Annotated in this window: 16 protein-coding genes; 10 read left to right on the top strand and 6 right to left on the bottom strand. The window is 74.2% G+C overall.

Translation table 11 applies throughout. The annotated features are described in order from the left end of the window. Positions 1–18: 18 nt before the first annotated feature. Both ACWCSD_RS07180 and ACWCSD_RS07175 read right to left on the bottom strand, forming a co-directional pair. On the bottom strand, positions 19–918 hold the full coding sequence (locus ACWCSD_RS07180; protein ID WP_449913512.1) for an aminoglycoside phosphotransferase family protein: 900 nt from the start codon (positions 916–918) through the stop codon (positions 19–21). A gap of 179 nt (positions 919–1,097) precedes the next feature. Then, the gene (locus tag ACWCSD_RS07175; RefSeq protein ID WP_397161879.1) at positions 1,098–2,321 is read right to left on the bottom strand and encodes an oxygenase MpaB family protein; all 1,224 of its coding nucleotides are present in this window, start codon (positions 2,319–2,321) and stop codon (positions 1,098–1,100) included. A 251-nt stretch (positions 2,322–2,572) separates the two neighbouring features. Here ACWCSD_RS07175 and ACWCSD_RS07170 point away from each other — a divergent pair, with 251 nt between their 5' ends. Next, positions 2,573–3,259, top strand: coding sequence for a TetR/AcrR family transcriptional regulator (locus ACWCSD_RS07170; protein ID WP_397161880.1), 687 nt, complete (start codon positions 2,573–2,575; stop codon positions 3,257–3,259). Between the two features lie 17 nt (positions 3,260–3,276). Here the strand turns inward: ACWCSD_RS07170 and ACWCSD_RS07165 are convergent, their stop codons facing one another. Next, entirely contained in the window at positions 3,277–3,717 is a 441-nt protein-coding gene (locus ACWCSD_RS07165) for a hypothetical protein (protein ID WP_449913510.1), read from the bottom strand. 305 nt (positions 3,718–4,022) lie between these two features. Here ACWCSD_RS07165 and ACWCSD_RS07160 point away from each other — a divergent pair, with 305 nt between their 5' ends. After that, on the top strand, positions 4,023–7,199 hold the full coding sequence (locus tag ACWCSD_RS07160; protein WP_449913509.1) for an amidohydrolase family protein: 3,177 nt from the start codon (positions 4,023–4,025) through the stop codon (positions 7,197–7,199). 158 nt (positions 7,200–7,357) lie between these two features. Next, the gene (locus tag ACWCSD_RS07155) at positions 7,358–8,908 is read left to right on the top strand and encodes an alpha/beta hydrolase (protein ID WP_449913507.1); all 1,551 of its coding nucleotides are present in this window, start codon (positions 7,358–7,360) and stop codon (positions 8,906–8,908) included. Positions 8,909–8,987: 79 nt separating this feature from the next. Here ACWCSD_RS07155 and ACWCSD_RS07150 read toward each other — a convergent pair whose 3' ends face one another. Further along, entirely contained in the window at positions 8,988–10,673 is a 1,686-nt protein-coding gene (locus tag ACWCSD_RS07150; RefSeq protein ID WP_449913506.1) for a tetratricopeptide repeat protein, read from the bottom strand. A 298-nt stretch (positions 10,674–10,971) separates the two neighbouring features. Between ACWCSD_RS07150 and ACWCSD_RS07145 the strand changes: the two genes are divergently transcribed. From ACWCSD_RS07145 to ACWCSD_RS07135, 3 genes are read left to right on the top strand one after another with little or no spacing between them, the layout of a single operon-like run. After that, entirely contained in the window at positions 10,972–12,300 is a 1,329-nt protein-coding gene (locus ACWCSD_RS07145) for an SWIM zinc finger family protein (RefSeq protein ID WP_397161885.1), read from the top strand. Continuing rightward, on the top strand, positions 12,297–15,428 hold the full coding sequence (locus ACWCSD_RS07140) for a hypothetical protein (RefSeq protein WP_449913504.1): 3,132 nt from the start codon (positions 12,297–12,299) through the stop codon (positions 15,426–15,428). The genes ACWCSD_RS07145 and ACWCSD_RS07140 overlap by 4 nt, the downstream gene beginning before the upstream one ends. After that, positions 15,425–18,181 (top strand): hypothetical protein, encoded by a 2,757-nt coding sequence (locus ACWCSD_RS07135; protein ID WP_449913503.1) that lies wholly within the window; start codon positions 15,425–15,427, stop codon positions 18,179–18,181. The genes ACWCSD_RS07140 and ACWCSD_RS07135 overlap by 4 nt, the downstream gene beginning before the upstream one ends. A gap of 165 nt (positions 18,182–18,346) precedes the next feature. On the opposite strand, the gene ACWCSD_RS07130 is transcribed toward ACWCSD_RS07135, so the two are convergent. Next, a complete protein-coding gene (locus ACWCSD_RS07130; protein WP_358301112.1) occupies positions 18,347–18,556 on the bottom strand; it encodes a heavy-metal-associated domain-containing protein in 210 nt (69 codons plus the stop codon). Positions 18,557–18,706: 150 nt separating this feature from the next. Between ACWCSD_RS07130 and ACWCSD_RS07125 the strand changes: the two genes are divergently transcribed. Genes ACWCSD_RS07125 through ACWCSD_RS07115 form a run of 3 tightly spaced genes read left to right on the top strand, consistent with a single transcriptional unit; the run spans position 18,707 to position 21,197 of the window. Next, positions 18,707–19,849 carry an NAD(P)/FAD-dependent oxidoreductase gene (locus ACWCSD_RS07125; protein WP_449913502.1) on the top strand — a complete coding sequence of 381 codons (1,143 nt, stop codon included), beginning with the start codon at positions 18,707–18,709 and terminating at the stop codon, positions 19,847–19,849. Between the two features lie 26 nt (positions 19,850–19,875). After that, a complete protein-coding gene (locus ACWCSD_RS07120; RefSeq protein ID WP_357972372.1) occupies positions 19,876–20,250 on the top strand; it encodes a BlaI/MecI/CopY family transcriptional regulator in 375 nt (124 codons plus the stop codon). Then, positions 20,247–21,197: a M56 family metallopeptidase gene (locus tag ACWCSD_RS07115; protein ID WP_449913500.1), complete on the top strand. Its 951-nt coding sequence runs from the start codon at positions 20,247–20,249 to the stop codon at positions 21,195–21,197. Before ACWCSD_RS07120 ends, ACWCSD_RS07115 begins: the two co-directional genes overlap by 4 nt. A gap of 38 nt (positions 21,198–21,235) precedes the next feature. Here the strand turns inward: ACWCSD_RS07115 and ACWCSD_RS07110 are convergent, their stop codons facing one another. After that, the gene (locus tag ACWCSD_RS07110) at positions 21,236–21,841 is read right to left on the bottom strand and encodes a MarC family protein (RefSeq protein WP_397161890.1); all 606 of its coding nucleotides are present in this window, start codon (positions 21,839–21,841) and stop codon (positions 21,236–21,238) included. A 343-nt stretch (positions 21,842–22,184) separates the two neighbouring features. On the opposite strand from ACWCSD_RS07110, the gene ACWCSD_RS07105 reads away from it, so the two are divergent. Then, a complete protein-coding gene (locus ACWCSD_RS07105; protein ID WP_449913498.1) occupies positions 22,185–22,775 on the top strand; it encodes a DUF4396 domain-containing protein in 591 nt (196 codons plus the stop codon). Positions 22,776–23,410 lie beyond the last annotated feature (635 nt).

The following is a 23,410-nucleotide window of genomic DNA, read 5'->3' as shown; positions in this document are numbered from 1 at the left end:
TATTTCCGGCGAACCGGGCTAGCCGGCGAGGGCCTGGGTGATCTGCCGGGTGGTCTGCGCGGCGACCCTCGGGCTGACGGCGGCGTAGGCGGTGTACGCGTTCAGGCCGGTGGCCAGGGCCCAGCCGCGGCCCCGGGTCCAGGTGGCCTCGTCCACGCCGAGCGCGGCGCGGAAGGCGGCCCGGCTGCCGGCCGACATCAGGGTGAAGGCGATCATCAGGTCGGCGGCCGGGTCGCCGATGCCGAGCCCGCCGAAGTCGATGACCGCGCTGACGCGGCCGCCGACGGTCAGCACGTTGCCGGTGTGGAAGTCGCCGTGGAACCAGACCGGCGCGCGGTCCCAGCCGGGGGCGCTCATGGCCGCGTCCCACAGCCCGGTCATGGCGGCGCGGTCGAACACGCCGCCGAGCGCCGCGATGGCGGCCCGCGTCGCGCGATCCCGGCCCGCCAGCGGCTGCTGGGCGAGGTCGGGACGGCTCTTCAGGGACGGGACGGACTCGGGCGCGAACCGCTGCAGCGCGACCAGGAACTCCGCCAGCCCCTCGGCGGCCACGGTCGAGCCGGCCAGCGCCTCGACGGTGGCCACCTCGCCCGCCAGCCAGCGGGACACCGCCCACCGCCACGGGTAGCCGAAGCCGGGCTCGCCCACTTCCACCGGCACCGGTACGGCCAGCGGCAGCCATGGCGCGAGCCTGGGCAGCCACTCGTGTTCCTTGTCGGCCTGCCCGACGGCGTCGGCGTGGCGGGGCAGCCGGACGGACAGTTCGTCGCCCAGCCGGTAGATCACGTGGTCGGAGCCCGCCGGGTCGAGCAGCCGCAGCGGCAACGCGGCCCACTGCGGGAACTGCGTGTCGACCAGCCTCCTGACCAGGGCGGCGTCGATCGTGGGGCGGACGGGCGCGGTTCCCGGGACTGCCAAGGACGACTCCAGTGACGGGCCGGCTCCCTGCGGCGGACGGCCGGACCATCACAGTGCACCGCGAGCCCGCGTGTCGACCCGATTATCGAAGGCCCGCAGCGCGCCCGTGGGGCAGGTTGCGCCTGCCCCACGGGTGTCGCCCGCGTCCGGTACGCGTTCCCGGGGCGGAGCCGCCGGGGTCAGCCGGGGCGGTTGCCGGTCGGGATCACGATCTTGGTCTGCGCGCCCTTGGTCAGGTAGAACGTGGTCCACTTCTTGATCATCTCGTCGAGCAGCCAGGCCGCGGCCGGCACCAGCGGCAGCCCGATCACCCCTTCCCTGAACGCCACCAGCAGCGGCCAGGCGGTCTTGACGACCGGGTCCCACAGCGGCTCGCGCGGGATGCCGTTCCAGTCGGCCGCCTGGTTGCCGGTGAGGTACCTGGAGAACGCGTTGACCAGCGGCTTGTCGATGCTGCCCGGGCTGGTCAGCTCCGCGAGCATGTCGCGCAGGATGTCGTTCAGCTCCACGCCCTCCGGCGTCGGCCCCATGTTCCTGGGCAGGACGATGTCCGACTGGGCGTAGGAGGTGTCCCAGGTGGCGGGGATGAACTCGTCCCTGATGCCGAGCATGTGCGCCAGCAGCTGCAACGAGTGCAGGTACGCCGCGGACTCGGCGGCGGAGATGCGCACCTTCCACTCGCGCATCCCGCGCATGGAGTAGGTCGCCAGGGTGTGCCACGTGACCAGCATGTCCTCCTGGCTGATCGGGATGGGCCCCGGCCAGTGGGGGGACGACTTGAGCAGGTGCCGCACGGCCGCGTGCACCAGCCGGGTCTTGACGGCCTCGACCACGGCCGTCCCGCCGGGCCCCCAGGCGTTCTGGGGCCTGACGGCGTACGCCAGGACGTTCGTCTTGGCGACCCGGTCCTTCAGGTCGGCGCCGCCCGCGGAGTAGTAGACCGCGCGGGCCTCCTTGGGGATGGCGGTGGCCAGCATGCCGGCCCCGACGATGGTGAGCACGACGATGTAGTTGCCCTTGAGCGCGTGGAACCGCGACGCGGCCTCCAGCTTGCCCTGGTCGGCCCAGGACGGGAGCTGACGCGCCTGCTCGATGAAGGCCCGCAGGTCGGCCGGCAGCCCGGCGGGCAGCGGCTGGTCGTTGCGGTTCCAGTCGAGGAGCAGCCGGTTGACCTCGGGGATGACCCCGCGGTCGAACAGCGAGGCGAGGAGCGGGTCGGCGACGTCGTCCCACACCCAGCGAGGGTCGGCGCCGGTGCCGGAGCCCGCGACCGAGCCGGCGGCCGGCCACTCCCAGCCGTCGGCGAGGGCCTTGGCCTGGGCCGGGGAGGTGATCCCCAGCGCGCCGAGGGCTCCCAGGGCGGTGCCCGAGATCAGTATCTCGCGCCTGCTCAGCTCTGCCATGCTCTGCACTCCTTCGAGATGGGGGGTCCCGCTCAGGGCAGTCTCGATCGGTTCGCCGGAGATCCACCGAACAGGGAGCGCGTGTCGGCGCCGTCGCCGGAATCACGCCTGCTGAGTTCTCCCACGCCGCTTCCTCCTTCTCGCCCGGGGCCGAGAAGTGGGTGACACTGAGAAACAAACCATGAGTCTGTGTATCATCATGAGAGCACGTTGTGATGGACATCACAAGACCCGCCCCTGAGGCAGAATCGATGCAGGAGGTGATCGTGGAATCCGTGCTGTCCGGCTTCATGGCGCCGTCGGGCTCGGAGTCGTTGCTGGAGCGCGCCTTCGTCGACGCCGTCGAACGCGTCGGCGACCCCGACGAGCTGCGGACGCGCATCCTCGACGCGGCCTACGAGCAGTTCTGCCGGATGGGCATCAGGCGCTCCACCATGGAGGACGTCGCACGCCTGGCCAAGGTGTCACGGATCACCGTCTACCGGCGCTTCGACACCAAGGACACGCTGGTCGAGCACGTGGTGCGCCGGGAGTTCCGCCGCTACTTCGACCGGTTCCTCATCGACATCGAGCAGGCGCACACGCCGGCCGACCGGGTGGTCCTCGGCTTCGTCAGCTCGTTGCGGGCCATCCGCGGCAACCCGCTGATCGGCGGCCTCATCGCCACCGAGCCCGATCTGCTGGTGCCGTCCCTGATGACCGACGGCGGCCAGACCCTCGCCACGGTGCGGCAGTTCGTCGCCGGCCAGCTCCGCCGGGAGCAACGGGCGGGCAACGTGTCCGACGGCCTCGACGCCGACCTCGTGGCGGAGATGATGGTGCGCATCTCCACCTCCTTCCTGGCGATCCCCAGCGCCGTCATCGATCTCGACGACGACGGGCAACTCGCCGAGGTGGCCAGGCGCTTCCTGGTGCCCATGCTCCAGCCGCCCGCCTGACCCGCGGGGCCCGGCCCTCACTTCCCGCCGGCGAAGGCGGCGCGCAGCGCGGCGCCGCGGGTGACGACGGCGACGCCGGCCAGGGCCAGCGCCGACAGGCCCTGGAGCACGGCGTACCAGGCGGGGCAGAGGCCGGGGATCAGGTCCACGCCGATGATCGCGATCGGCATGACGGTGGACAGGGTGCGCACCCGGTCGAACGCCTTGTACGACCCCTCCGCGGCGCGGACGGTCATCCGGTGCATCAGCGCAGCCATCGCGACCAGCACGACCCCCCGGACCCACATGAAACCGGACGCCTCGCCGCCGGTGAACGCCATCACCGCGACCACGCCGAGGACGATGACACCGACGGCCCCGAAGAGCGTGACGCACTTCTTCACCGTGGCGAGGGCCTCCTGGGCACGGGCGTCGCCGAGGGCCGTCGTCGCGGTCGGGAGGTCGCCGGTGTTCGTCATGATCTGTCTCCTCCGTGTCGTTGTGGCAGCGAGCTTAGGAAGCACCCGCCGGGCCGGAACATGGGGTTGGCCGTACGGGTGGGTGGGGCTGGCCCCACTTCTGCCGGCGATCCCGTCCCGCCCGTCCCTCTTGACTTATTCTTTTGACCGACATATCTACTTTCCTGAAGGCATTTTCCAGCCACGCAACTTTGGCCGATCAGATGAACTCCGAGGCGATTAGGCAATTCGTCTGGGACCATGAATCGCGCGTCGTCGTGTTCAGCCTTTCGCCGACCATCTGAACAGTGGAATGGAAATTCGCGATGTCTCACGCACCGGTTCCCTCCGACGTCTCCGCCGCCACGTCCGGATCGATGTCAGGGCCGTCCCGGCGGGCCGTCCTGGCCGGTGGCGGCGCCGCGCTCGCCGCCGCGCTGGCCCCGGCCGCACCGGCGCGGGCCCGCGTGGCGCGGGACGACGGCCGGACGGCCGTCACCTCCGGCACCGACTTCGCCGTCGCGCCCTCGCCCGACGGCCGCCTGCTCGCCCTCGACCTGCTCGGCGTCCTGTGGGTCTGCTCGGCCTCCGGCGGCGCCGCCCGCAGGCTCACCAGCGACCTGTACGACATCGCCCAGCCCGACTGGTCTCCCGACGGCGAGACGATCGTGTTCCAGTCGTACCGCGACGGCGTCTTCGACCTGTGGACGATCCGGCCCGACGGATCCGCGATCAGGAAGCTGACCACCGGCCCGTACGACCACCGCGAGCCCCGCTACAGCCCCGACGGCCGCACCATCGCCTACTCCTCCGACGCGGGCGGCAGCTACGGCATCCACCTGCTCGACGTCGCCACCGGAGCGAGCCGCGTCCTGACCGACGGCTCCGCCGAGGAGTACGAGCCGGCCTGGTCGCCCGACGGAAGCAAGATCGCCTTCGTCGTCGCCGACACCAGGATCGACGTCGTCGAGGTCGCCACCGGCACGCGCGCCACCGCGGTCACGGTGCCCGCCGGGCAGGTCGTCCACCAGCCGTCCTGGCTGCCGAACGGCGCCGACCTCGCCTACCACCACTTCCACTCGGGCGCCAACGACCTGGCCGGCACCGCGGGCGCGCTCGTCACCGGCGAGGAGGTGTTCCCGTTCCGCGCCCGGTTCGCCCCGGACGGACGCTATTACTACACCTCCGCCGGCACCATCAAGGTCCGCCGCCTCGGCTCCCCCACCGCCGGCACGGTCGGCTTCAGCGCCGCGCTGACGACGACCACTCCGAAGTACCGGAAAAAGGTCCGGGTATTCGACCGGCCGGGATCGTTCCCGGTCGTCGGAATCGGCAGCCCGGCCGTTTCGCCGGACGGCTCCCTCATCGCCTTCCGCGCGCTCAACGACATCTATCTCATGCGCGCCGGCGGCACCCCGGAACCGCTTTTCCGGGACCGCTGGTGGAAAGCCGACCCGGATTTCTCCCCCGACGGGCGGCGGCTGGCATTCGTCACCGACCGCACCGGCACGCTCAACGTCTGGGTCCGCGAGCTGGACACCGGCGCCGACCGGCAGGTGACCCGGCTGACCGACTCCGCCGCCCTGTCGGTCCGCTGGTCGCCGGACGGCAGCGAGATCGCCTACCTGGACCAGGACGGCGCCCTGTGGGTCGTGGAGGTCTCCACCGGCGACCGCCAGAAGATCTACGACGCGACCTTCGAGCCGGGCCGCCCGACCTGGTCCCCCGACGGCAGGACGCTGGCGATGGCCGCGGTGGTGCCGTACTCGCGGCGCTACCGGGAGGGGCTGTCCAAGATCCTGCTCGTGGACCGGGCCACCGGCGCCGGCACGTACGTCGACCCCGCGCCCCACCGGTCCCTGCAGACCCGCGGCGACGACGGCCCCGTCTGGTCGCCCGACGGCACGATGCTCGCCTTCGCCATGGAGTCGGTCCTGTGGGTGCTGCCCGTCGACCGGACCGGCCGGCCCACCGGCACGGCCCGTCAGGTCACCCGTGAGGTCTCCGACGCCCCCGTCTGGGCCGGCGACTCGGCCACCCTCCTCTACCTGAACGAGGGACGTCTCAAGCGGGCGAGCCTCGACGGGAGGCCCGCCCGGCCGGTCCCTGTGCGGCTGACCTGGCGCAACGACCCCGGCCCCGACCAGGTCGTCATTCACGCGGGCCGCATGTGGGACGGCGTCTCCGGCCGCGTCGTCCGTGACGTCGACATCGTCGTACGGGGCCAGCGCATCGCCGCGATCGAGCCGCACCGGGACGGGCGGCCGGACGACCTGATCGACGCCCGCGACAGGTTCGTCATGCCCGGTCTGATCGACATCCACCACCACCGCGAGATGCAGGGCTACGCCTACGGGTCGCGGCAGGGGCCGCTGTGGCTGGCGCTGGGCGTCACCACCACCCGCTCGCCGGGCTCGCCCGCGTACCACATGGTGGAGGAACGCGAGTCGGTGCAGTCGGGCGCCCGGCTCGCGCCGCGCTACCTGGGCACCGGCGAGGCCATCGACGGGGCGCGCGTCTACTACAACTTCATGCGCCCGACGTACTCGCACGAGCAGCTGCGGCTCGAACTGCGGCGGGCCGCCGCCCTCGACTACGACCTGCTGAAGTGTTACGTGCGGCTGCCGGTCGTCTGGCACCGGGAGGTCATCGACTGGGCCCACCGCCAGGGCAAGCCGGTCAGCTCCCACTACCACTACCCGGCGATCGCCATGGGCGGCGACCAGACCGAGCACGTCGGCGCCACCAACCGGTTCGGCTACTCGCGCACCGTCACGAACGTCGGCTCGGCCTACTCCGACGTCATCTCCATGTTCAACGCCTCGAAGATGGCCAGAACCCCCACCCTGTTCACCTCCTCGACCCTGTACCGGGAGGACACCTCGCTGGTCACCGACGAACGGGTGCGCCGGCTCTACCCGAACTGGCGGACGGCCGCGCTCCGGGCGACGGTCACCGCGGCGCAGACCGCCGACCCGGCGGCGGTCCAGGTGGTCCGGACGAACCTCGCCAACCAGGTCGCGCAGCTCACGGCGATGATCCGCGGCGGCGGCGTGGTCACCGCCGGCACCGACGCGCCGATCGACCACCTCGGGCTCAGCCTGCACATGAACCTGCGGGCCATGGTCCGGTACGGCCTGACCCCGCGCGAGACGCTCACCGCCGCGACCAGCACGTCCGGGGCCTACCTGGGCCTCCCGCTGGGCCGGATCGCCACGGGCATGTACGCCGACCTGGCCATCGTCGACGGCGACCCGCTGTCCCGCATCGAGGACGCGGCCAACGTCACCGCCGTCGTCGTCGGCGGCAGGCACCACACCGTCGAGCAGCTTCTCGCTCCATACCCGTCCGCCACCACCACCGCCGCCACCGACCAGGGGGCGGCCGCGCCCGCCGGGCGGGTCAAGGCCCGCGTCCCCGCCCATCCGAGCACGGCGGGCCACTGGTGGAACGACCCCGCCCACCTCGCCGAAGCCCGCACCGCCTGCTGCGACGGCCACTGAACCAGCCCCGGCCGCTCATGTCCGCGTGCGGGTCAGGCCGTCCGGATCAGAACGTCGGAATGGCCGTACGGCCGATCCCGGTCGGCCGTACGGCTGATCAAGGTCGATCGCACGCCCCCTAGCGTCGGTGCCGACATCATCAGAAAAGGGGGCTTTCTGTGCGTGCACGAAAGATCGTCACAGCCGTCGCCGCGAGCGCGACCCTGATGGCGGGGATGGCGGTCACCGGCCAGGCGTCGGCGGACGTCAGGCGTGACAACGGAACCGACGCCCTGGCGGGGTTCCACCGCCAGGCGCTCGCCTGGCACCGCTGCGCGACCGGTCCGGCCGACGACGCCGGCGCGGCTCTGGACGCGGCGGGCGCCCAGTGCGCCGAGGTGACCGTTCCGCTGGACTACCGCAGGCCCCGGGGGCGGACCGTGTCGGTGGCGATCTCACGGATCAAGGCGGCCGATCCCGGCGCGCGCCGGGGCGTCCTGCTGATCAATCCCGGCGGTCCGGGCGGGAGCGGGCTGCGACAGCCGCTGCTCGGCAGGCTCATGCCCGCCGTCGCGGCCCGTTACGACCTGATCGGGATGGATCCGCGCTTCGTCGGCCGCAGCACGCCGATCCGCTGCCGGTGGACGACCGACACCCCCACCCGGTCGGCCGGCCCGACCCGTCGCACGTTCGACGAGAGCGCCATGCTCATGCAGGAGCTGGCCGCCGGATGCGTCCGGGGCAACCGTGACCTGCTGCCGCACGCCTCCACCCGTAACACCGCCCGCGACATGGACGTCATCCGCGCCGCGCTCGGCGAGCCCAGACTGTCCTACCTCGGCTACTCCTACGGCACCTACCTGGGCGCCGTCTACGCGCAGCTGTTCGGCGGCCGCGCCGACCGGTTCGTCCTGGACAGCGCGGTGGACCCGGACGTCTACGGCCCCGACCTGCTGTCCGCGACCGGCCCGGCGATCGACGCCGCGCTGAGGCACTGGGCCTCCTGGGCCGCCGCCCGCGACTCCGAGTACGGCCTGGGCGCCACCGAGGCCGACGTCCTGGCCACCGTGGAGCGGGTGAACCGGGCCGCTGCCCGTCGTCCGCTGCGCGTCGGCGGGTACCGGATCGACGCCCACCACGTCCCCTACCTGCTGTTCATCCGCCTCTACGACGACAGCGCCAAGGCGTACGCGAGCTTCGCCGCGGAGGTGCGGACGCTGGCCCGCGCCGCCCGCGGCGACGCGGTCACCGTCCCGGCGTCGTTGAAGGAGACGCTCGACGGCCTGTTCACCGGGTCGGGATCGGCCGAGGACCGGGCGGGCACCCCGATCCTCTGCGCCGACCGGGCCGCCTCCCGCGACCTGGAGTCCTACTACCGCGACATCCAGGCCCACCGCGCGGACGAGCCGCTGTTCGGGCCGATGACCCGCAACCTCGGCCCCTGCTCCTTCTGGCCGGTCGCGCCGGTGGAGGCGCCCACCGCGCTCGGCAACGACGTCCCGCTGCTGGTCGTCGGGGCCGAGGGCGACCCCGTCACCCCCTTCCCCGGCCAGCGGTCCATGCACCGGGCGCTGACCGGCTCACGCATGATCACCCTGCGCGGCGCCTACCGCCACGGCGCCTACCTCGCCGCGGGCGACGCCTGCGTGAACGCCACCGTCAACCGGTACCTGGTGGACGGCGTCCTGCCCGCTGAGGACACCACCTGCGACGGGACCGGCCGGGGGTGAGCCCGGCCGCGGATCGACAGGCGGGACCGGCCGGCGGAACCCGGCCGCGGATCGATCGGCGGGCTGACCCCGCCGGAGGTCAGCCGGAGCGGGCGCGCCGGCAGCGGTCAAGCTCGGCGCGCAGGTCGCGGCGGAGCGCCCGGTCCAGGCCGGGCTGGGCGAGCGCGTCGGTGAAGTCGCGGGCCGCCTCCTCCCAGCGGCCGAGCCGGGCCAGCGCGGTGCCCCGGTTGTAGCGCGGCTCGGGCGCGGGCGACAGGGCCACCGCCCGGTCCAGGTCGGCCACGGCGGCGGTCACCTCACCGCGTTCGAAGCGGACGGCGGCGCGATTGGTCCACGCCTCGACCAGCGTCTCGTCGCCCTCCAGAGCCTGGGTGAACAGGTCCTCGGCCGGTTCGCCGCGCTCGGAGCGGATCAGGCCGAGCGTGCACAGCAGCGCGGGGTCCTTGGGGGCCAGTTCGAGGCCGGCCAGCGCGTCCCGTTCGGCGGCGTCGAGCGCGCCGCGCTCCAGGTGGGCGTTGACCAGGGCGATCCGGGCGTCCAGGTGGCCGGGGTCGATGGCGAGCGCGTGCTCCAGGTCCTCGCGGGCCCGGTCGTCGCGGCCGCGTTCCAGGTACAGCACGGCGCGGTTGTAGTAGGCCTCGGGCAGGTGCGGCCCCAGGCTGATGGCGGTGCCGTAGTCCTTGATCGCGGCTTGGACGCGACCGGCCGCCCGGTGCAGGGCGGCCCGGTCCACGTAGTACTCGCTGTTGTCCGGGTCGTGGGCGATCACGCTGTCCAGGTCGGCCAGGGCCCGCTCCGGGTCGCCGAGCGCCAGGTGCACCTGGGCGCGGTTGTGCCGCAGGCGGGCCAGGTGCTGCGGGTGCTCGCCCGGCGCGAGCACCGCGGTCAGCCTGGCCAGCCCGTCGTCGACCAGCCGCAGCGCCCGGTCGGGCGCGCCCGCCTTGGCCTCCAGCAACGCCAGGCCCTGCTCGTAGAAGACGGTGGAGATCACCTGGTGACGCGGGTCGTCCAGGCTCTGCGCCAGGTCGAGCGCCTGTTCCAGCCAGTGCCGGGCCTGCGCGGGGTCCTGGCGGGCGGCCGGGAGGTGGCGGGCGTACAACATGGCGGTGGCGTACGCGGCGGACATGTTGATCTTCGGGTCGCCGGTGGCGGCGCGGGCCTCGTCGTAGAGATCGAGTGCCTCCTCGGCGCGCTCCAGCGCCGCCAGCGCGGTGGCCAGGCCGGTGCTGCAGGCCCACCATTGCCGCAGGTCGCCGTCCGGGGTGACGAGGGCGCGTCCATGGGCGGCGACGCGGGCCGCGTGGTGGTAGAAGCCGCGGGCCAGGCCGTCGCCGAGGGCGGCGCGGACGGCGTCCGAGGCCGTGGGGAGCGGCGGCGGCTCAGCGGGACCGTCGGCGCGCAGGTCCAGGCGCAGCGGGGTGGCGGCGGTCCGCCGAACCAGGACGTCCAGCAGCTCGGCGGTGGTCTCGTCGGCGTTCGCGACGTGGTCGAAGGTGACGGTGACCGGGCGGCGGAGAGCGCCGGCCCAGGCGGCGGCGAACTCGGCGGCGCCGTACGCCAGGCAGGCGGTGCGGCGGGCGGGGTGGAACCTGATCGGCTCCTCCTCGGCGGCCGGCCGCGCCGTGCGGTCGAGCCATGGGGCGATCGCGTACAGCTCGACCCGATGGCGGGCGGCCAGGCGGGGACGGTCGGCGGCGATCGTGGCGAGGAATCCGGCGACCCCGGCGTAGGGCCCGTGGCCGCGATGGCAGTCGTAGCGGTTCACGGCCGCACCGGGAACCGCAGGGGCGGGCACCCGAGAGCGCCCGCCGTCTCGGCACCTACCAGCACCACTCGATCCAGAGCCGGCGGGCTCCGGCCATCAGGCGCTGCGTGCTCTTGCGGCGGATGGTCATCTTCTTCATGGGCGCCTCCCAGGGGGGGTGATCCACTTCAGGATGCCCAGAGCATAAACCGGCTTGTCCGAAATGAGTAGACCATCCGGAATTAAAGATGATCTGGCCTCAGGATCGGCGGAAGGCGGCACGGAGATCTTGTCGGTGGCGCGATCTATCGTCCCGGCCATGACTTCAGCGACGCAGGCGTACACGTACGCCGCGCCCTCCTCGCTCATCGACGGTCGCCTCGGGCTCGCGACCTCCGGCGGCCGTGCCCTGTCCGGCCCCGCCGTGGCCCCCCGCTTCTTCAGCGGCGTGGTGACCCAGGCCGCCCCCGCCGCGGCGGCCCTGCTCGGCGTCGCCGACGTGGCGCTGGCCCGCTACCACCAGCCGCAGGAGCGACCCGGCTGGGTGCGCGACCCGGTGGTGACGTGCAACGGCGACCGCCTGCGCTTCGAGTCGTTCTCCGCCTGCGGCGGCGTGTACGCCCGGCTCGACCTGCTGCAGGGCGCGCTCGACGGCGAGGTCTTCGACCGGGGCACCACCAACGTCGACGTGAACGCCCCGCTGCGGGAGGCGCTGGCGCGCATCGGCGCGCGCGACCCGCTGCACCTGGGAGTGGGCCTCGACGAGCTGGTCGTGACCACGACGGACGGCGCGGTGGTGGAGAAGAAGGTGCCGCTGCCCGAGCGCTGGCTGCGCGGGTTCGCCGAGGTGCAGGTCATCGCCTCGGGCATGGACCAGCGCGGCGAGCTGGCCGGCATGGCGGCGGTGCGCTTCCTGCGCGGGCTGCCCAGGAAGGGCACGGTGTGGGTGGCCCAGGTGGGGCGCGACCTGAAGGTCTCCGATCACCCGGTCGCCGGATCCGTCCAGCTCGCCGGCCCCAACCGGCTCGCCACCCTGCTGCCGTTGCTCCGCTTCGCCAAGGCCCTGCGGGTGTACGGCCCGTCGGACGCCGCCTCCAGCGCCTGGGAGCTGGAGCTGCCGGGCATGCGCTACACGCTCACCCTCTCGCCCGAGCGCTGGCGCGGCTTCTCCGGCGAGGGCGCGGTGCTCGACGACCTGGCCACCGACGAGGCCGAGAACGACGCCGACGTGGTCGGCATGCTGCTCAACTTCGAGCCCGAGGTCGAGATCGGCCTGCTGGCCGACCGCGCCGGCATCCCCGCCGACCGGGTGCGGGCCGCGCTGACGCAGCTCGGCGTCGCCGGCCGGGTCGGCTACGACCTGGCCGAGGCCGCCCACTTCCACCGCGAGCTGCCCTACGACAAGGACAACGTGACCGTGCTCAACCCGCGGCTGGCCAAGGCGCGCAGGCTCGTCGAGGCGGGCGCCGTGCGGCTCGACGGCGAGTCGGCCACCGTCCGCACCTCGGGCGGCACGCGTCAGGTCTCGCTGGCCGACGGCTCCTGCACCTGCGAGTGGTGGTGGGACCACCGCGGCTCCCGCGGCCCGTGCAAGCACGTGCTGGCCGCCCGGATCGCCGCCCGCGCCGCCGTGGAGGTCTCCCGATGACCACCTGGACGGAGGTCCGCGACCTCGTCGTCCGCAACGAGTCCGGCCGCCTGGCCGACCGGCTGGTCACGCTCACCGAGCAGGAGCGCGCCGAGCTGGCCGGGCAGCTGCCCGGCCTGGTCAAGGAGCTGCGCCAGGTCCGCACCGAGCAGGTGCGCGCCGAGCACCCCGACGACTTCGGGGAGATGGTCTCCTGGGAGGTCGAGAAGCTGCTCACCGGCATCGCCAGGGCGCTGCTGGTGGCCGGCGTCGGGCTCATCACCGGCCCGGCCGCCGCGGTGACGTGGATGACCGGCCGCGACGTCAACCGCCGCTGGGGGCCTGCCATCAGGGTCGACCAGGTGTGCCGGGTGGCGGCCGCCCGTCCGCCGGAATGGCGCCGGGACGTCGCGGTCCGGCTGGCCCGGCGGGTGCGCCGTCCCGCCGACCGCATCGCGCCGCTGGCCCTGGAACTGCTGCGCCAGTCCGGCGCGGTGCCGCCCGACCACGACCCGCTGGTGGCCGCCTGGCTGTTCCAGCCGACCGTGCCCGACGACCCGCTGGCCCCCGTGCTGCTGCCCCGGGTCTTCGACGCCGACGGCGCCGGCCGCGTCCTGCGGGAGGAGTCGCTGCAGCCCCGGCCCTCCCGCTGGCTGGCCGCCGTCGCCCGCAAGATCCCCAGGGAGCAGGCCCTCGACGGTTGCGTGAGCCGGTTCCTGCGCGGCGGCGAGCAGCAGGACCTGCGGTTCTTCGTCCGGCTGCACACGCTGCTCGACCCCACGCCCGCGGAGTCGGCTGCCCGCCTGCGCGATTACCTGCGGTTGTTGCCGTCCGCGCCGGGCACGGTCGCCGAGTCGGCCGCCGCGCGGGTGCGCGCCGCGATGCCGCTCGACCACGCCGACCTGGTCGAGGCGGTCGACGCGCTCACCTTCCGGGCCGAGGCCAAGCTCGCCGCCACCGGGCTGCGCTGGCTCGACCAGGCGATCCGGGCCAGGCCGGAGACCGCCGCCGACTTCGTCGCCGCGCTGACCACGGCGTACGCGCACACGTCCTTCGAGGTGCGCAACCGCGCGGTCGAGCTGACCCTCAAACACGCCGGCCTGCTCACCGGCCACGCCGAGGCGATCCTCGACGCCGTCCGCGACCTGCCCGCCGACCTGGGCGCGAAGCTGGCCGGGCGGTTCGGCGGGGAGACCCCGGTCGAGGAGCTGCTGGAGCCCAAGGAGTTCCCGCCGCTGCCCGAGCCCGCGCAGGCGCTGCCCTTCCCCGAGCCGTCGATCTTCCCCGGCGGGCACGAGCCCTGGATCGACGAGGAGCGCTGGCTGGCGGCCTTCGTCACCGGCGTCGCCGACGACCGGGCGGAGCTGCGCCGCAGGCTCGCCCCCCACGTCGAGCAGGCACACGGCCGCCGGCGGCTCAAGGACGTGTGCCTCGATCCCGGCGAATGGCGGGCGGCGCTGGCCGCGGAGCTCGTCACGCCCGGCAGCGTGCCGGAGCTCCCGCCGATCCAGCCGGAGAGGTTCTGGGAGCGCGCCGCCCACTCCGTGGGAGTGCGCGTCGTCCCCCGCGCGCAGGAGCCCGGCCAGGACCCGCCGACCGGGCGGATCATGGTGGGCGGCGGCCGCCGGCCCGGCCGCTTCCTCGACGATGACGCCCCACTGCGGGCCTTCTCCATCACCTGGACCAGCGACGAAGGTCCCGCCAAGGCGGTGGTCCGCGAGGGCGACCAGGAGATCCCCTTCGCCGGTGGCCGGATCCGGCTGAACGAACCCGATGATCGCCCGGTGCGCGAGAGGCCCGGCGTCCGGTACGACGACTCCGTGGAGGCCATGCCGTACCACCTCCTCGACCGCGCCTACGACGAGATGGCCGCGCTCGGCGTGGACCCCGCCCGGATCGCGGCGATGCGACTGGGGGAACCGGTGCCCCCGCCGGGCCCGGACGAGCCGCTCGCGCGGGTGACCGTCGTGTTCGTCCCGCCGCGGCGGCGTTCGTACCTGCCCGAGGCGCTGTCCGAGCAGGACGAGTGGCGGCGGCGCAACCGCCTGCCCCGCACCGGTCGGGTCGCCCCGCTCCACGACTTCCTGCTGCACCGCTACGCCGAGCTCGCCGCGGCCCTCCGCGAGGACGCCCTCCCGCCGGTGCTGCTGGCCACCCCGACCTGGACGAGCGGCCACCTCGACCCCGACGTGCTGGTCGGGCGGCTGGAGACGTGCGCCGCCGCCGGGGTGGAACCGCTCCCCGCCGACCTGGCGCAGGCGCTGCTGCGGCTGCCGCGGGGCCGCCATCCGGCGGCGGCCGAGCGGGCCGCCAAGGTCGAGTCGGAGGCGGCGCGGTCGGCCGCCCGCTGGCTCGCCGGTGACGGCATGGCCGACCCCGAGTGCGGCCATGGATGGCGGCACATGGTCGACGCGTCCATGGTCGAGTTCGGCGACGGCGACCCGGAGCACTTCACCGAGGTCAGGCTGCGGCCCGTGCTGCGGGTGACGGCCCCGACCGGCCATCGGCTGATCGACGAGGTGGTGCTGCGGGAGCCGTCCGACCGGGCGGGCAGCGAGTCCGGCCACATTCTGGGGGCGTGGCCCGCCGTTCTGCCCTCCCACCGCGAGGTCGTGGCCGTCAACTTCCTGCCCTACCTGCTGCAGGGCCACTGGGGCGTCTGGCGCGCTCCGGCGGAGATCACCGGCCTGGAGCTCGCCCAGGGGCCGATGGGCGAGTCCACGGCGCTGATCCTCGCCTTCCTTCTGGCCGGCGGCGTGCCCGAGATGATCCCGCTGGTCCTGCGCATGGCCGCCAGGGGCGAACTGCCCGCCGAGGAGATGGGCCGTCAGCTCGCGCTGGTGCTGCGCCGCACCTGGCAGGAGACCACCCCCGCCATCGCGGCCCTGACCCGGCTGGCCGAGGCCGGCGGCCACCACGAGGTGTGGCGCGTCATGCGGGCCCTGCTGCCCATGATGTCGCCCGGCGAGGGGCGGCGCGTCACCGTGAGCCACACCCGGCTCGTCGCCCTCGCCACCGACGTGGCCCTCTGGACCGGCGCGCGCGGGGAGATCCCGGTCGTCGCCGAGTTCGCGGGCGGCCGCCGGACGACCCGCTTCGCCCACGCCTGCCGCCGCCTGCACGCCCAGCTCACCGGAGCCACGTCATGACCGCCGACGACGTCCGCGCCGAGATCAGGCGCCTCGTGCTCGCCCGCGACACCGAGCGGCTGGCCTCCCGGTTGCCGGACCTCACCGGCGCCGAGCGGGCCGCCGTCGCCGCCGAGCTGCCGGGCCTGCTCGCCGAGCTGCGCCCGCGACTGCTGGCCGCCCGCTGGAACGCCTTCGACCAGCTCACCAGTCCCGCCGAGGCGCTGATGATGGTGGGCGCGGCGACCGTTCCCGGCCCGGCCGGCGCGGCCACCTGGCTGATGAAGCGCGACCTCGACCCGGGAACGTCCGGCGCGCCGAGCCCGCACCGGCTGGTCAGGGCGGTCTCCGGCCGCCCGGCGGCCTGGCGGGCCGATCTGGCGGTCCGGCTCGCGCGCCGCGTCCGCCGTCCCGACGACCGGGTCGTGCCGCTGGCGCTGGCGCTGCTGCGCGACGGCCCGGTTCCCCCGCCCGACCACGAGCCGCTGGTGGCGGCCTGGTTGTCGGCGGCGACCGTGGCCGACGACCCGCTGACGCCCCACCTGCTTCCGCGGATCTTCGAGGCGGCCGGCGCGGGCCGGGCGCTGGCCGACGAGCAGCTCACCCCCGAGCCGTCCCACTGGCTGGCCCTGACCGGCCGCGCGCTGCCGCGCGAGCAGGTCATCGCGGGCTGCGTGCGCCGTTTCCTGCTCGGCGGCGACGCGCGTGACCTGCGCTTCTTCGTCCGGCTGCACACGCTGGTGGCGCCCACGCCGGCGGAGTCGGCCGGACGGCTGCGCGACTACCTGCGGCTGCTGGCCACCGCGCCGGGCCCGGTGGCCGAGCTGGCCTGGCGGCAGGCGCGCGCGGCCCGGCTCGACCCGGCGGACGTCGCCGAGGCCGTCGAGTCGATGACCTTCCGCCCGGAGGCCGGGCTCGCGGTGAAGGGCCTGACCTGGCTCGACCGCGCCCTCGGCCCCCATCCGGAACGGGTGAACGACCACGTCAGGGCGCTGACCAACGCGTACGGGCACGCCTCCCACGAGGTGCGCGACCGCGCGGTCGCCCTCACACTCAAGCACGCCGGTCACGTCACCGACCCCACAGCGCTCCTGGAGGGGGCCGGACTGCTGCCCCCGGCCTCGGCCCGGCGGCTCCACGAGCGCTTCGGCGCGGGCCGGACCGGCGACTTCACCCCTGGCCGGCTGCCCGAGGCCACCGTGCCCGGCCCGTTCCCGGTCCGCGGCCCGGAGGCCGGCCCGCCGGCGGAGGCAGGCTGGATCGCCGTCGAGGCGTGGCTGGCGGCGGTCGTGCGGGAGGCCCACGCGAACCCCGGCTCCCTGCGCGAGACGCTGGCCCTGAGGTTCGGCGAGGAGCTGAGGCCGGTGCTCTACGACATGCCGGTGTGGGAGTCGCCACGCGACTGGTGCACCGCGCTGGCCAGGGAGCTGGTCAACCCGGGCGAGGATCCGGGGCCGCCCGGCTCGCGTCCGCCGCGGGAGTGGCCGCCGTACCGGAGCACGCCCGGCGACGTCGGGCAGGCCCTGTACGACGGCATGGTGAGCCTCGCGGCCACGGCCTTCCGGCTGCTCCCCGGCCTGCGCACGATGCTCCCGCTGCACGACCTGCCCGACGACGTGCAGGAGCAGCTGCTGCGAACGGACGACGTCGAGACCGATCTCTACGACCCCGGCGCCCGACCGGCGCCCGCCGAGTGGAACCGCCTCCCCCGCCCGGAGGAAAGCGCCGGCCCCCACGCCTTCCTGCTGTCCCGCCTCGACGAGCTGCTGCGCGCCGCGAAGGCCGGCGCCCTGCCCCCGGTCCTGCTGGCCACGCCCACCCGCGCCGACGGCCACCTCGCCCCCGAGACCCTGCTCACCCGCCTGGCCGGGTGCGCGCGCTCCGGCCGCGAACCGCTGCCGTTCGACCTGGCGCAGGCCCTGCTGCGGCTGCCCCCCGATCCGGCCCCCGACCTGGCCGAACGGGCGCGGGGCATCGGCTCGGAGGCCGCCGCCGCGGTGGCCCGCCGGCTCGGGCGCGGCGCGCCCCCGCCGCCGCGGGTCGAGGTGACCTGGACCCCCGGCCTCGGCTCGGCGCCCCACGAGCAGGTCCCCGACCGGCGCGGGATCGCCGCCGTGAGCTGGCCGCCCGCCGAGCCCACCGGCCTCGCCGCCGTCGACGCCCTGCTGGCCGCGCCTTCCCGGAGAGGCTTCTGGCGCGGGTCACGTGACTTCTGGCCGCGCATGACGCCGCACCACCGGGAGCTCGCGGCGGCCCATCTGGCGCTCTGCCTGCTCGACTACTCGGTCCCGCCCGGCGTCGACGACCTGCGCGGCCTGGCGCTGGCCGGCGGGGAGTCCGGTCCGGCCACGGCCCTGGTCCTGGCCTTCGTGCTCGCCGCGGAGGGCGACGACGCGGTGCCCCCGCTGCTCGAACTGGCGGCCAAGGGCGCGCTGCCCGCCGCCGGGACGGGCCGTGCGCTGGGCATGCTGAGCCGCCGCGGCGGCGTGCGGCCCGACCTCGCCCTGCCGTCACTGGAACTGGCCGCCCGGCAGGGCGCGCACGCCGAGGTGTGGACGATCCTGCGCCACTTCCTGGCCGTCTTCCTCCCGCGCGGGGGCGAGCGGGCCCGGCGTGCGCACACCGACGCCGTCGTGCTGGCCACGGACGTCGCCATGTGGGCCGGGGCGCGCGGCGAGATCCCGGAGGTGGCCGCCCACGCGGGCAGACGCGGCTCGACCGCGCTCACCCGCGCGTGCCGTGGCCTGCACCAGGCGCTGACCCAGGAGCCATGAACCGGCCCTGAACCGGCCCTGAACCGGCCCGGCGCCGCTCCCGCCGACCAGGCCGAACCGGCGGCGGGATCAGCACCGACCAGCCGAACCGGCGCTGGGGTCAGCGCCGGGCATGCCGAAGCGGCGCCGGGGTCGGCCCGGCGCCGCTTCGGTGGTCTCGACGGCTCAGCCGGCCACCAGCTCGTAGCCCGCCTCTTCGACGACGTCCCTGATCTTCGTGTCGTCGAGGGCGTCGGTCGAGGTGACGGTCACCTGCCCCGTGGCCAGCTCGACGTCGACCGAGGAGACCCCGGCGACCTTGCCGATCTCGGTCTTGACGGTGCCCGCGCAGCCGCCGCAGGTCATTCCGGACACCGTGTAGGTCTTCGTGCTCATCGCCTCGCTCCTCCCGTGATACCCCGGCCGGGTATGTCGGAAGAGAACGTACGCCCGATCTTGCGTAAAGGCAAGCCATACGGCGGAGGGGTATGTGAGACGCGCGTCACATTGCCTCGCCTATACCCCCACCCGGTATCGTTGCCTCGCATGAGAACCCTTGACAAGATCGTTGTGATCGGCGCCTCACTGGCGGGGCTGCGTGCCGTCCAGACCCTGCGCCGGGAGGGCTTCGACGGCGAGCTCACGCTGGTCGGCGCCGAGGCGCACGTGCCGTACAACCGGCCGCCGCTGTCCAAGAGCGTCCTGCGCGGCGACGAGGACGTCACGCTCCCCGGCGCCGAAGAGCTCGGCGACGACTGGCTGCGCGGCAGGCAGGCGGTGCGCCTGGACGCCGCCAACCGCACGGTCGTCCTCGACGACGGCGCCGAGCTCGGCTACGACGGCCTGGTCGTCGCGAGCGGCGCCCGTCCCAGGCGGCTCGACGGCGTGCACACCCTGCGCACCCTTGAGGACGCCCTGGCCCTGCGCGCCGAGCTGGACACCGGCCACGAGCACGTGCTGGTCATCGGCGGCGGGTTCATCGGCGGCGAGGTGGCGACCACGGCCAGGCAGCTCGGCCGCAAGGTCACCCTGGTCGACTCCGGCCCGCACCCCATGCACGCGGGCCTCGGCGCGCAGGCGGCGCGCTGGCTGGCCGGGCACCACGAGCGCAACGGCGTCGAACTCGTCACCGGTGTCCGCGTCACCGAGGTGACCGGCGGCCAGGTGCGGCTCGGCGACGGCCGCGTACTGTCCGCCGACCTGGTCGTGGGCGGCATGGGCGTGACGCCCAACACCGAATGGCTGGACGGCAGCGGCCTGGCCGTGGACGACGGCGTGCTGTGCGAGCCGACGCTGTACGCCACCGGCTCGGTGAACGTCGTCGCGGCGGGCGACGTGGCCCGCTGGCCGCACCGCCTGTACGGCGACGCCCTGATCCGCGTCGAGCACTGGTCCAACGCCAACGAGCAGGGCGCGGTGGCCGCCCGCAACCTGCTGGCCGGGCCCGACGAGGCGCAGCCGTTCGCGGACGTGCCCAACTTCGCCACCCACGTGCACGGCGCCCGCATCCAGACGGCCGGCCTGCCCCACCTGGCCGACGAGGCGCGCGTCGTCGCCGGCGACCCGGAGGAGGACCGCTTCGCCGTGGCCTTCGCCCGCGACGGCGTGCTGGTCGGCGCGGTCGCTGTCAACGCGCCGAAGGACCTGATCAGGCTCAAGCGGTCCATCGCCGCGGGCGAGGCGATCTGACTACGACCGCGGGTAGCATGACCGGCATGATGCGTGGCCTTGGCGAGCTCGAATCCACGATCATGGACTGGATGTGGGCCAGGCGGCGTCCCGCCTCGGTCCGCGACGTCTTCGAAGACCTCAAGCAGCGGCGGACCATCGCCTACACCACGGTGATGACCGTGATGGACAAGCTGCACACCAAGGGCATGCTCCGGCGCGAGGCCGTCGGCCGCGCCTACGTCTACGAACCGGTCGCCTCCAAGGAGGCGTACACCGCCGACCTGATGCGCCGCGCGCTCGCGGGCAGCGGCAACCAGGCCGCCACCCTCGTGCACTTCCTCGAACGGCTCACCCCCGAGGAGGCCGCGGCGCTGGAGGCGGCCCTTCAGGTCTACCCGCACCGGGGCCGTCCCGCATGATCGCCGCCGTCGTCCTGGCCTGTTACACGGTGGCGGCGGCCGTCTGGCTGCCCGTGCTGGGGCAGCGGGCCGCCAAGTGGTCCGACCGGGCGCCGCGGCTGGCCATCGCGCTGTGGCAGGCGGGAGCGGCGTCCGTGGTGGCCTCGGCCGTGCTCGCCGCGCTGGCCTTCGCCGTGCCGGCCGAGATCGTGGGCCACGGGCTGGCGGGGTTGTTCGAGGCGTGCGCCGACATGCTCGGCGACGGCTCCAGCGTGTCCCGGGTGGGGTTCGCGGCCATGCTGGCGGCCGGCGCGGTGCTGTCCAGGGTGCTCTGGTGCGGCGTGACGGTGCTGGTGCGGGCCGCCGTGGAACGTCGCCGGCACGCCGCCATGTTGCGGCTGCTCGGGCGGCGCGACGCCGAGCTGGGCGTGGTGGTGATCGACTACGACGAGCGGCTGGCGTACTGCGTGCCGGGCCGGCGCGCTCAGACGGTCATCACCACGAGCGCGCTGCGGGCCCTGACGCCGGAGCAGATCGCCGCCGTGCTGGCGCACGAGCGGGCGCACCTGCGCGGCCGTCATCATCTGGTGCTGGCCGGGGCCGAGGCCCTGGTCCGGGCGTTTCCCAGGGTGCCGCTGTTCGAGCGGGCCAGGACGGAGATCGCGCGGCTGGTCGAGCTGCTCGCCGACGACGTCGCGGCCCGCCGCCACCCGCGCGCCCAGATCGCCGCGGCGCTGGTCAGCCTGGCCACCGGGCGCGCGCCCGCGTTCACGCTCGGGGCGGGCGGGGAGACGGCGCTCAGCCGCGTACGCCGGCTGCTCGGCCCCGAGCAACCGCTCGGCCGCCGCGAACGGCTGACCGGGCTGCTGGCGGTCAGCGCGCTGCTCGGCGGGCCGGCGGCGGTGGCGCTGGCGCCGGGGGTCGGCTCGTTCCTGGCCCACCACTGCCACTCGCTGCTGTCGCTCTGACGTACTACTACCCTTAGTAGCCAGGCGGCCGGACGGGGTCAGGCGACGCCCCAGCGCGTCCAGTGCTGCACGGCCGCCGCGACCAGTTGCACCGCCATGGCCGCGGCCAGCAGTCCCATCACCCGGGTGACCAGGTTGAGCCCGTTGTCCTTGAGCAGCCGCCCGATCACGGAGGAGAAGCGCAGCGTGAGCCACGTCAGGAGCAGCGCCGCGGCCAGCGCCAGGCCGACCGCCGTCACGGCCGCGGCGGTGGCCGCCTTCTCCATGTAGAGCATCGTCGCCGCGATGGCCCCCGGCCCGGCCAGCAGCGGCGTGCCGAGCGGGACGAAGGCCACCGCTCCGCTCCCGGCGTTCGCCCGGTTGCGGGCGCAGTCGGCCTTGAGCAGGTCGAGCGCGATGAGCGCGAGCAGCACGCCGCCGGCCACCTGCAGCGCCTGCAAGGAGATGCCGAGCGCGTCGAGCAGCCCGTTGCCGAGCACCGCGAACACGGCGACGATGCCGGCCGCCACCAGCACGGAGACCCTGGCCGTACGGCGGCGGCCCGCCGGGTCCTGGCTCCTGGTGAGGGTGAGGAAGATCGGGATGGCCGCCAGCGGGTCGAAGATGACCAGCAGCGTGACGAAAGCCTGCACGAACAGCGACATGACCTGCTCCACGGGTACGGAGGGGTTCCCCGCGGTCAGCGCGCGGGGCCGGGCCGGATCTCCGTGGAGCGGCAGGGCACGGTCCGGCGCAGCCACACCGCGCCGCCGTGTTCCCGCCTGTTCATGCCCGCCCGAACGGGGGCGGCGGCCGGGCTATTCCCGAGGCGTCCGGATGGCGTCAGACTGCCCGTTCTACTATTCAGGATAGTAGGCTGGCCGTCCGCGCCGAGCCGGTCCCCGACCTCCCTCTTCGCCCCCATGCCGTCGACAGGAGGCTCACCTCCCTCTTTACCGGCATACCCCATACCCCTAAAATCGGTCACCCCACCTAAGGAGTATCACCATGGACCATAGTGGACATCACCCTCCCTCCTCCTCGTCGGAGCACCAGCACGCCGCCCCGCCCGCCGCTCCGCCCGCCGCCACGTGGGCCATGGCCGCCCAGGCGACCCTGCACTGCCTGACCGGATGCGCGATCGGCGAAGTGCTCGGCATGGTGATCGGCACCGCGCTCGGCCTGTCCAACCTCACCACCGTGATCATCTCGGTGGCGCTGGCCTTCGTGTTCGGTTACGCGCTGACCATGCGCGGCGTCCTGCGTGCCGGGGTGGACTTCAAGTCGGCGCTGAAGGTGGCGCTGGCGGCCGACACCATCTCGATCGCGGTGATGGAGGTGCTGGACAACACCGTGATGGTGACCGTGCCGGGCGCCATGGACGCCGGGCTGGGCAACTGGCTGTTCTGGGTGGCGCTGGCCGGGTCGCTGCTGGTGGCGTTCCTGCTGACGACGCCGGTGAACAAGTGGCTGATCTCCCGCGGCAAGGGTCACGCCGTGATCCACCAGTACCACCAGGGCCACGGCGGCCACCAAGGTCACGACGACCACGGGGGCCATCAGGGACACGATGGCCATCACGGCCACCAGGGCCACTGACAGGGACACCACCCCAGGCACGACACGAGCCGACCCGTCCGGGATCCGTCCGCGATCGCCGACGGATCCCGGACGAGAGGCGGGCCCGCTCACAGACACCCGCCCCGCCCCCATGACCGGCCCTCCTGACCGCCACACAGGCCGGCCCCCACACAGGCCGACCCCGACGCCGAACCCGGAGATCGCGGCAACCCCGACACGACGCCCAGCCCACCGCCGCGACCGGGCATTCCCTCCCTGACGCCATCGCAGGCCCATCCAACGCCGAGCCAGGAGGGCACGGCCACCTCGGCATACCCTCGACTCACCGCCATGAGCGGGCATCTCCTTACGTCGCAAGGGGCGCCCCCGACGTCGAGCCAAGAGCACGCGGCGATCCCCCGACGCGACGTCTCCCGCGACGCGTCAACCCGCACACCCACCCACCCCGGGCACGCCAAGCCCGCACACCCCAGCCCCTGACGCACCCCGCATACCCCCTCCCCGCACACCCCGGCCCCGTGAGGCACACCGCATACCCCTCCCCTGCACACCCCGGCCCGCTGACCCGCTCCGCATACCCCACCCCCGCCCTCCGCAGCCCCTGGCGCGCTCCGCATAACCCCGGCATGCGGGGGCCGCGGCGTGTGGACCGG

The organism is Nonomuraea sp. NPDC001684 (assembly GCF_053596515.1).
This window is presented reverse-complemented; position numbering and strand designations above follow the sequence as displayed.

Coding starts and splice junctions, on each gene's coding strand:
- ACWCSD_RS07105 (WP_449913498.1), top strand. CDS start 22,185: ATGGACCATAGTGGACATCACCCTCCCTCCTCCTCGTCGGAGCACCAG.
- ACWCSD_RS07135 (WP_449913503.1), top strand. CDS start 15,425: ATGACCGCCGACGACGTCCGCGCCGAGATCAGGCGCCTCGTGCTCGCC.
- ACWCSD_RS07140 (WP_449913504.1), top strand. CDS start 12,297: ATGACCACCTGGACGGAGGTCCGCGACCTCGTCGTCCGCAACGAGTCC.
- ACWCSD_RS07175 (WP_397161879.1), bottom strand. CDS start 2,321: ATGGCAGAGCTGAGCAGGCGCGAGATACTGATCTCGGGCACCGCCCTG.
- ACWCSD_RS07110 (WP_397161890.1), bottom strand. CDS start 21,841: ATGTCGCTGTTCGTGCAGGCTTTCGTCACGCTGCTGGTCATCTTCGAC.
- ACWCSD_RS07115 (WP_449913500.1), top strand. CDS start 20,247: ATGATCGCCGCCGTCGTCCTGGCCTGTTACACGGTGGCGGCGGCCGTC.
- ACWCSD_RS07120 (WP_357972372.1), top strand. CDS start 19,876: ATGATGCGTGGCCTTGGCGAGCTCGAATCCACGATCATGGACTGGATG.
- ACWCSD_RS07145 (WP_397161885.1), top strand. CDS start 10,972: ATGACTTCAGCGACGCAGGCGTACACGTACGCCGCGCCCTCCTCGCTC.
- ACWCSD_RS07160 (WP_449913509.1), top strand. CDS start 4,023: ATGTCTCACGCACCGGTTCCCTCCGACGTCTCCGCCGCCACGTCCGGA.
- ACWCSD_RS07125 (WP_449913502.1), top strand. CDS start 18,707: ATGAGAACCCTTGACAAGATCGTTGTGATCGGCGCCTCACTGGCGGGG.
- ACWCSD_RS07165 (WP_449913510.1), bottom strand. CDS start 3,717: ATGACGAACACCGGCGACCTCCCGACCGCGACGACGGCCCTCGGCGAC.
- ACWCSD_RS07170 (WP_397161880.1), top strand. CDS start 2,573: ATGCAGGAGGTGATCGTGGAATCCGTGCTGTCCGGCTTCATGGCGCCG.
- ACWCSD_RS07130 (WP_358301112.1), bottom strand. CDS start 18,556: ATGAGCACGAAGACCTACACGGTGTCCGGAATGACCTGCGGCGGCTGC.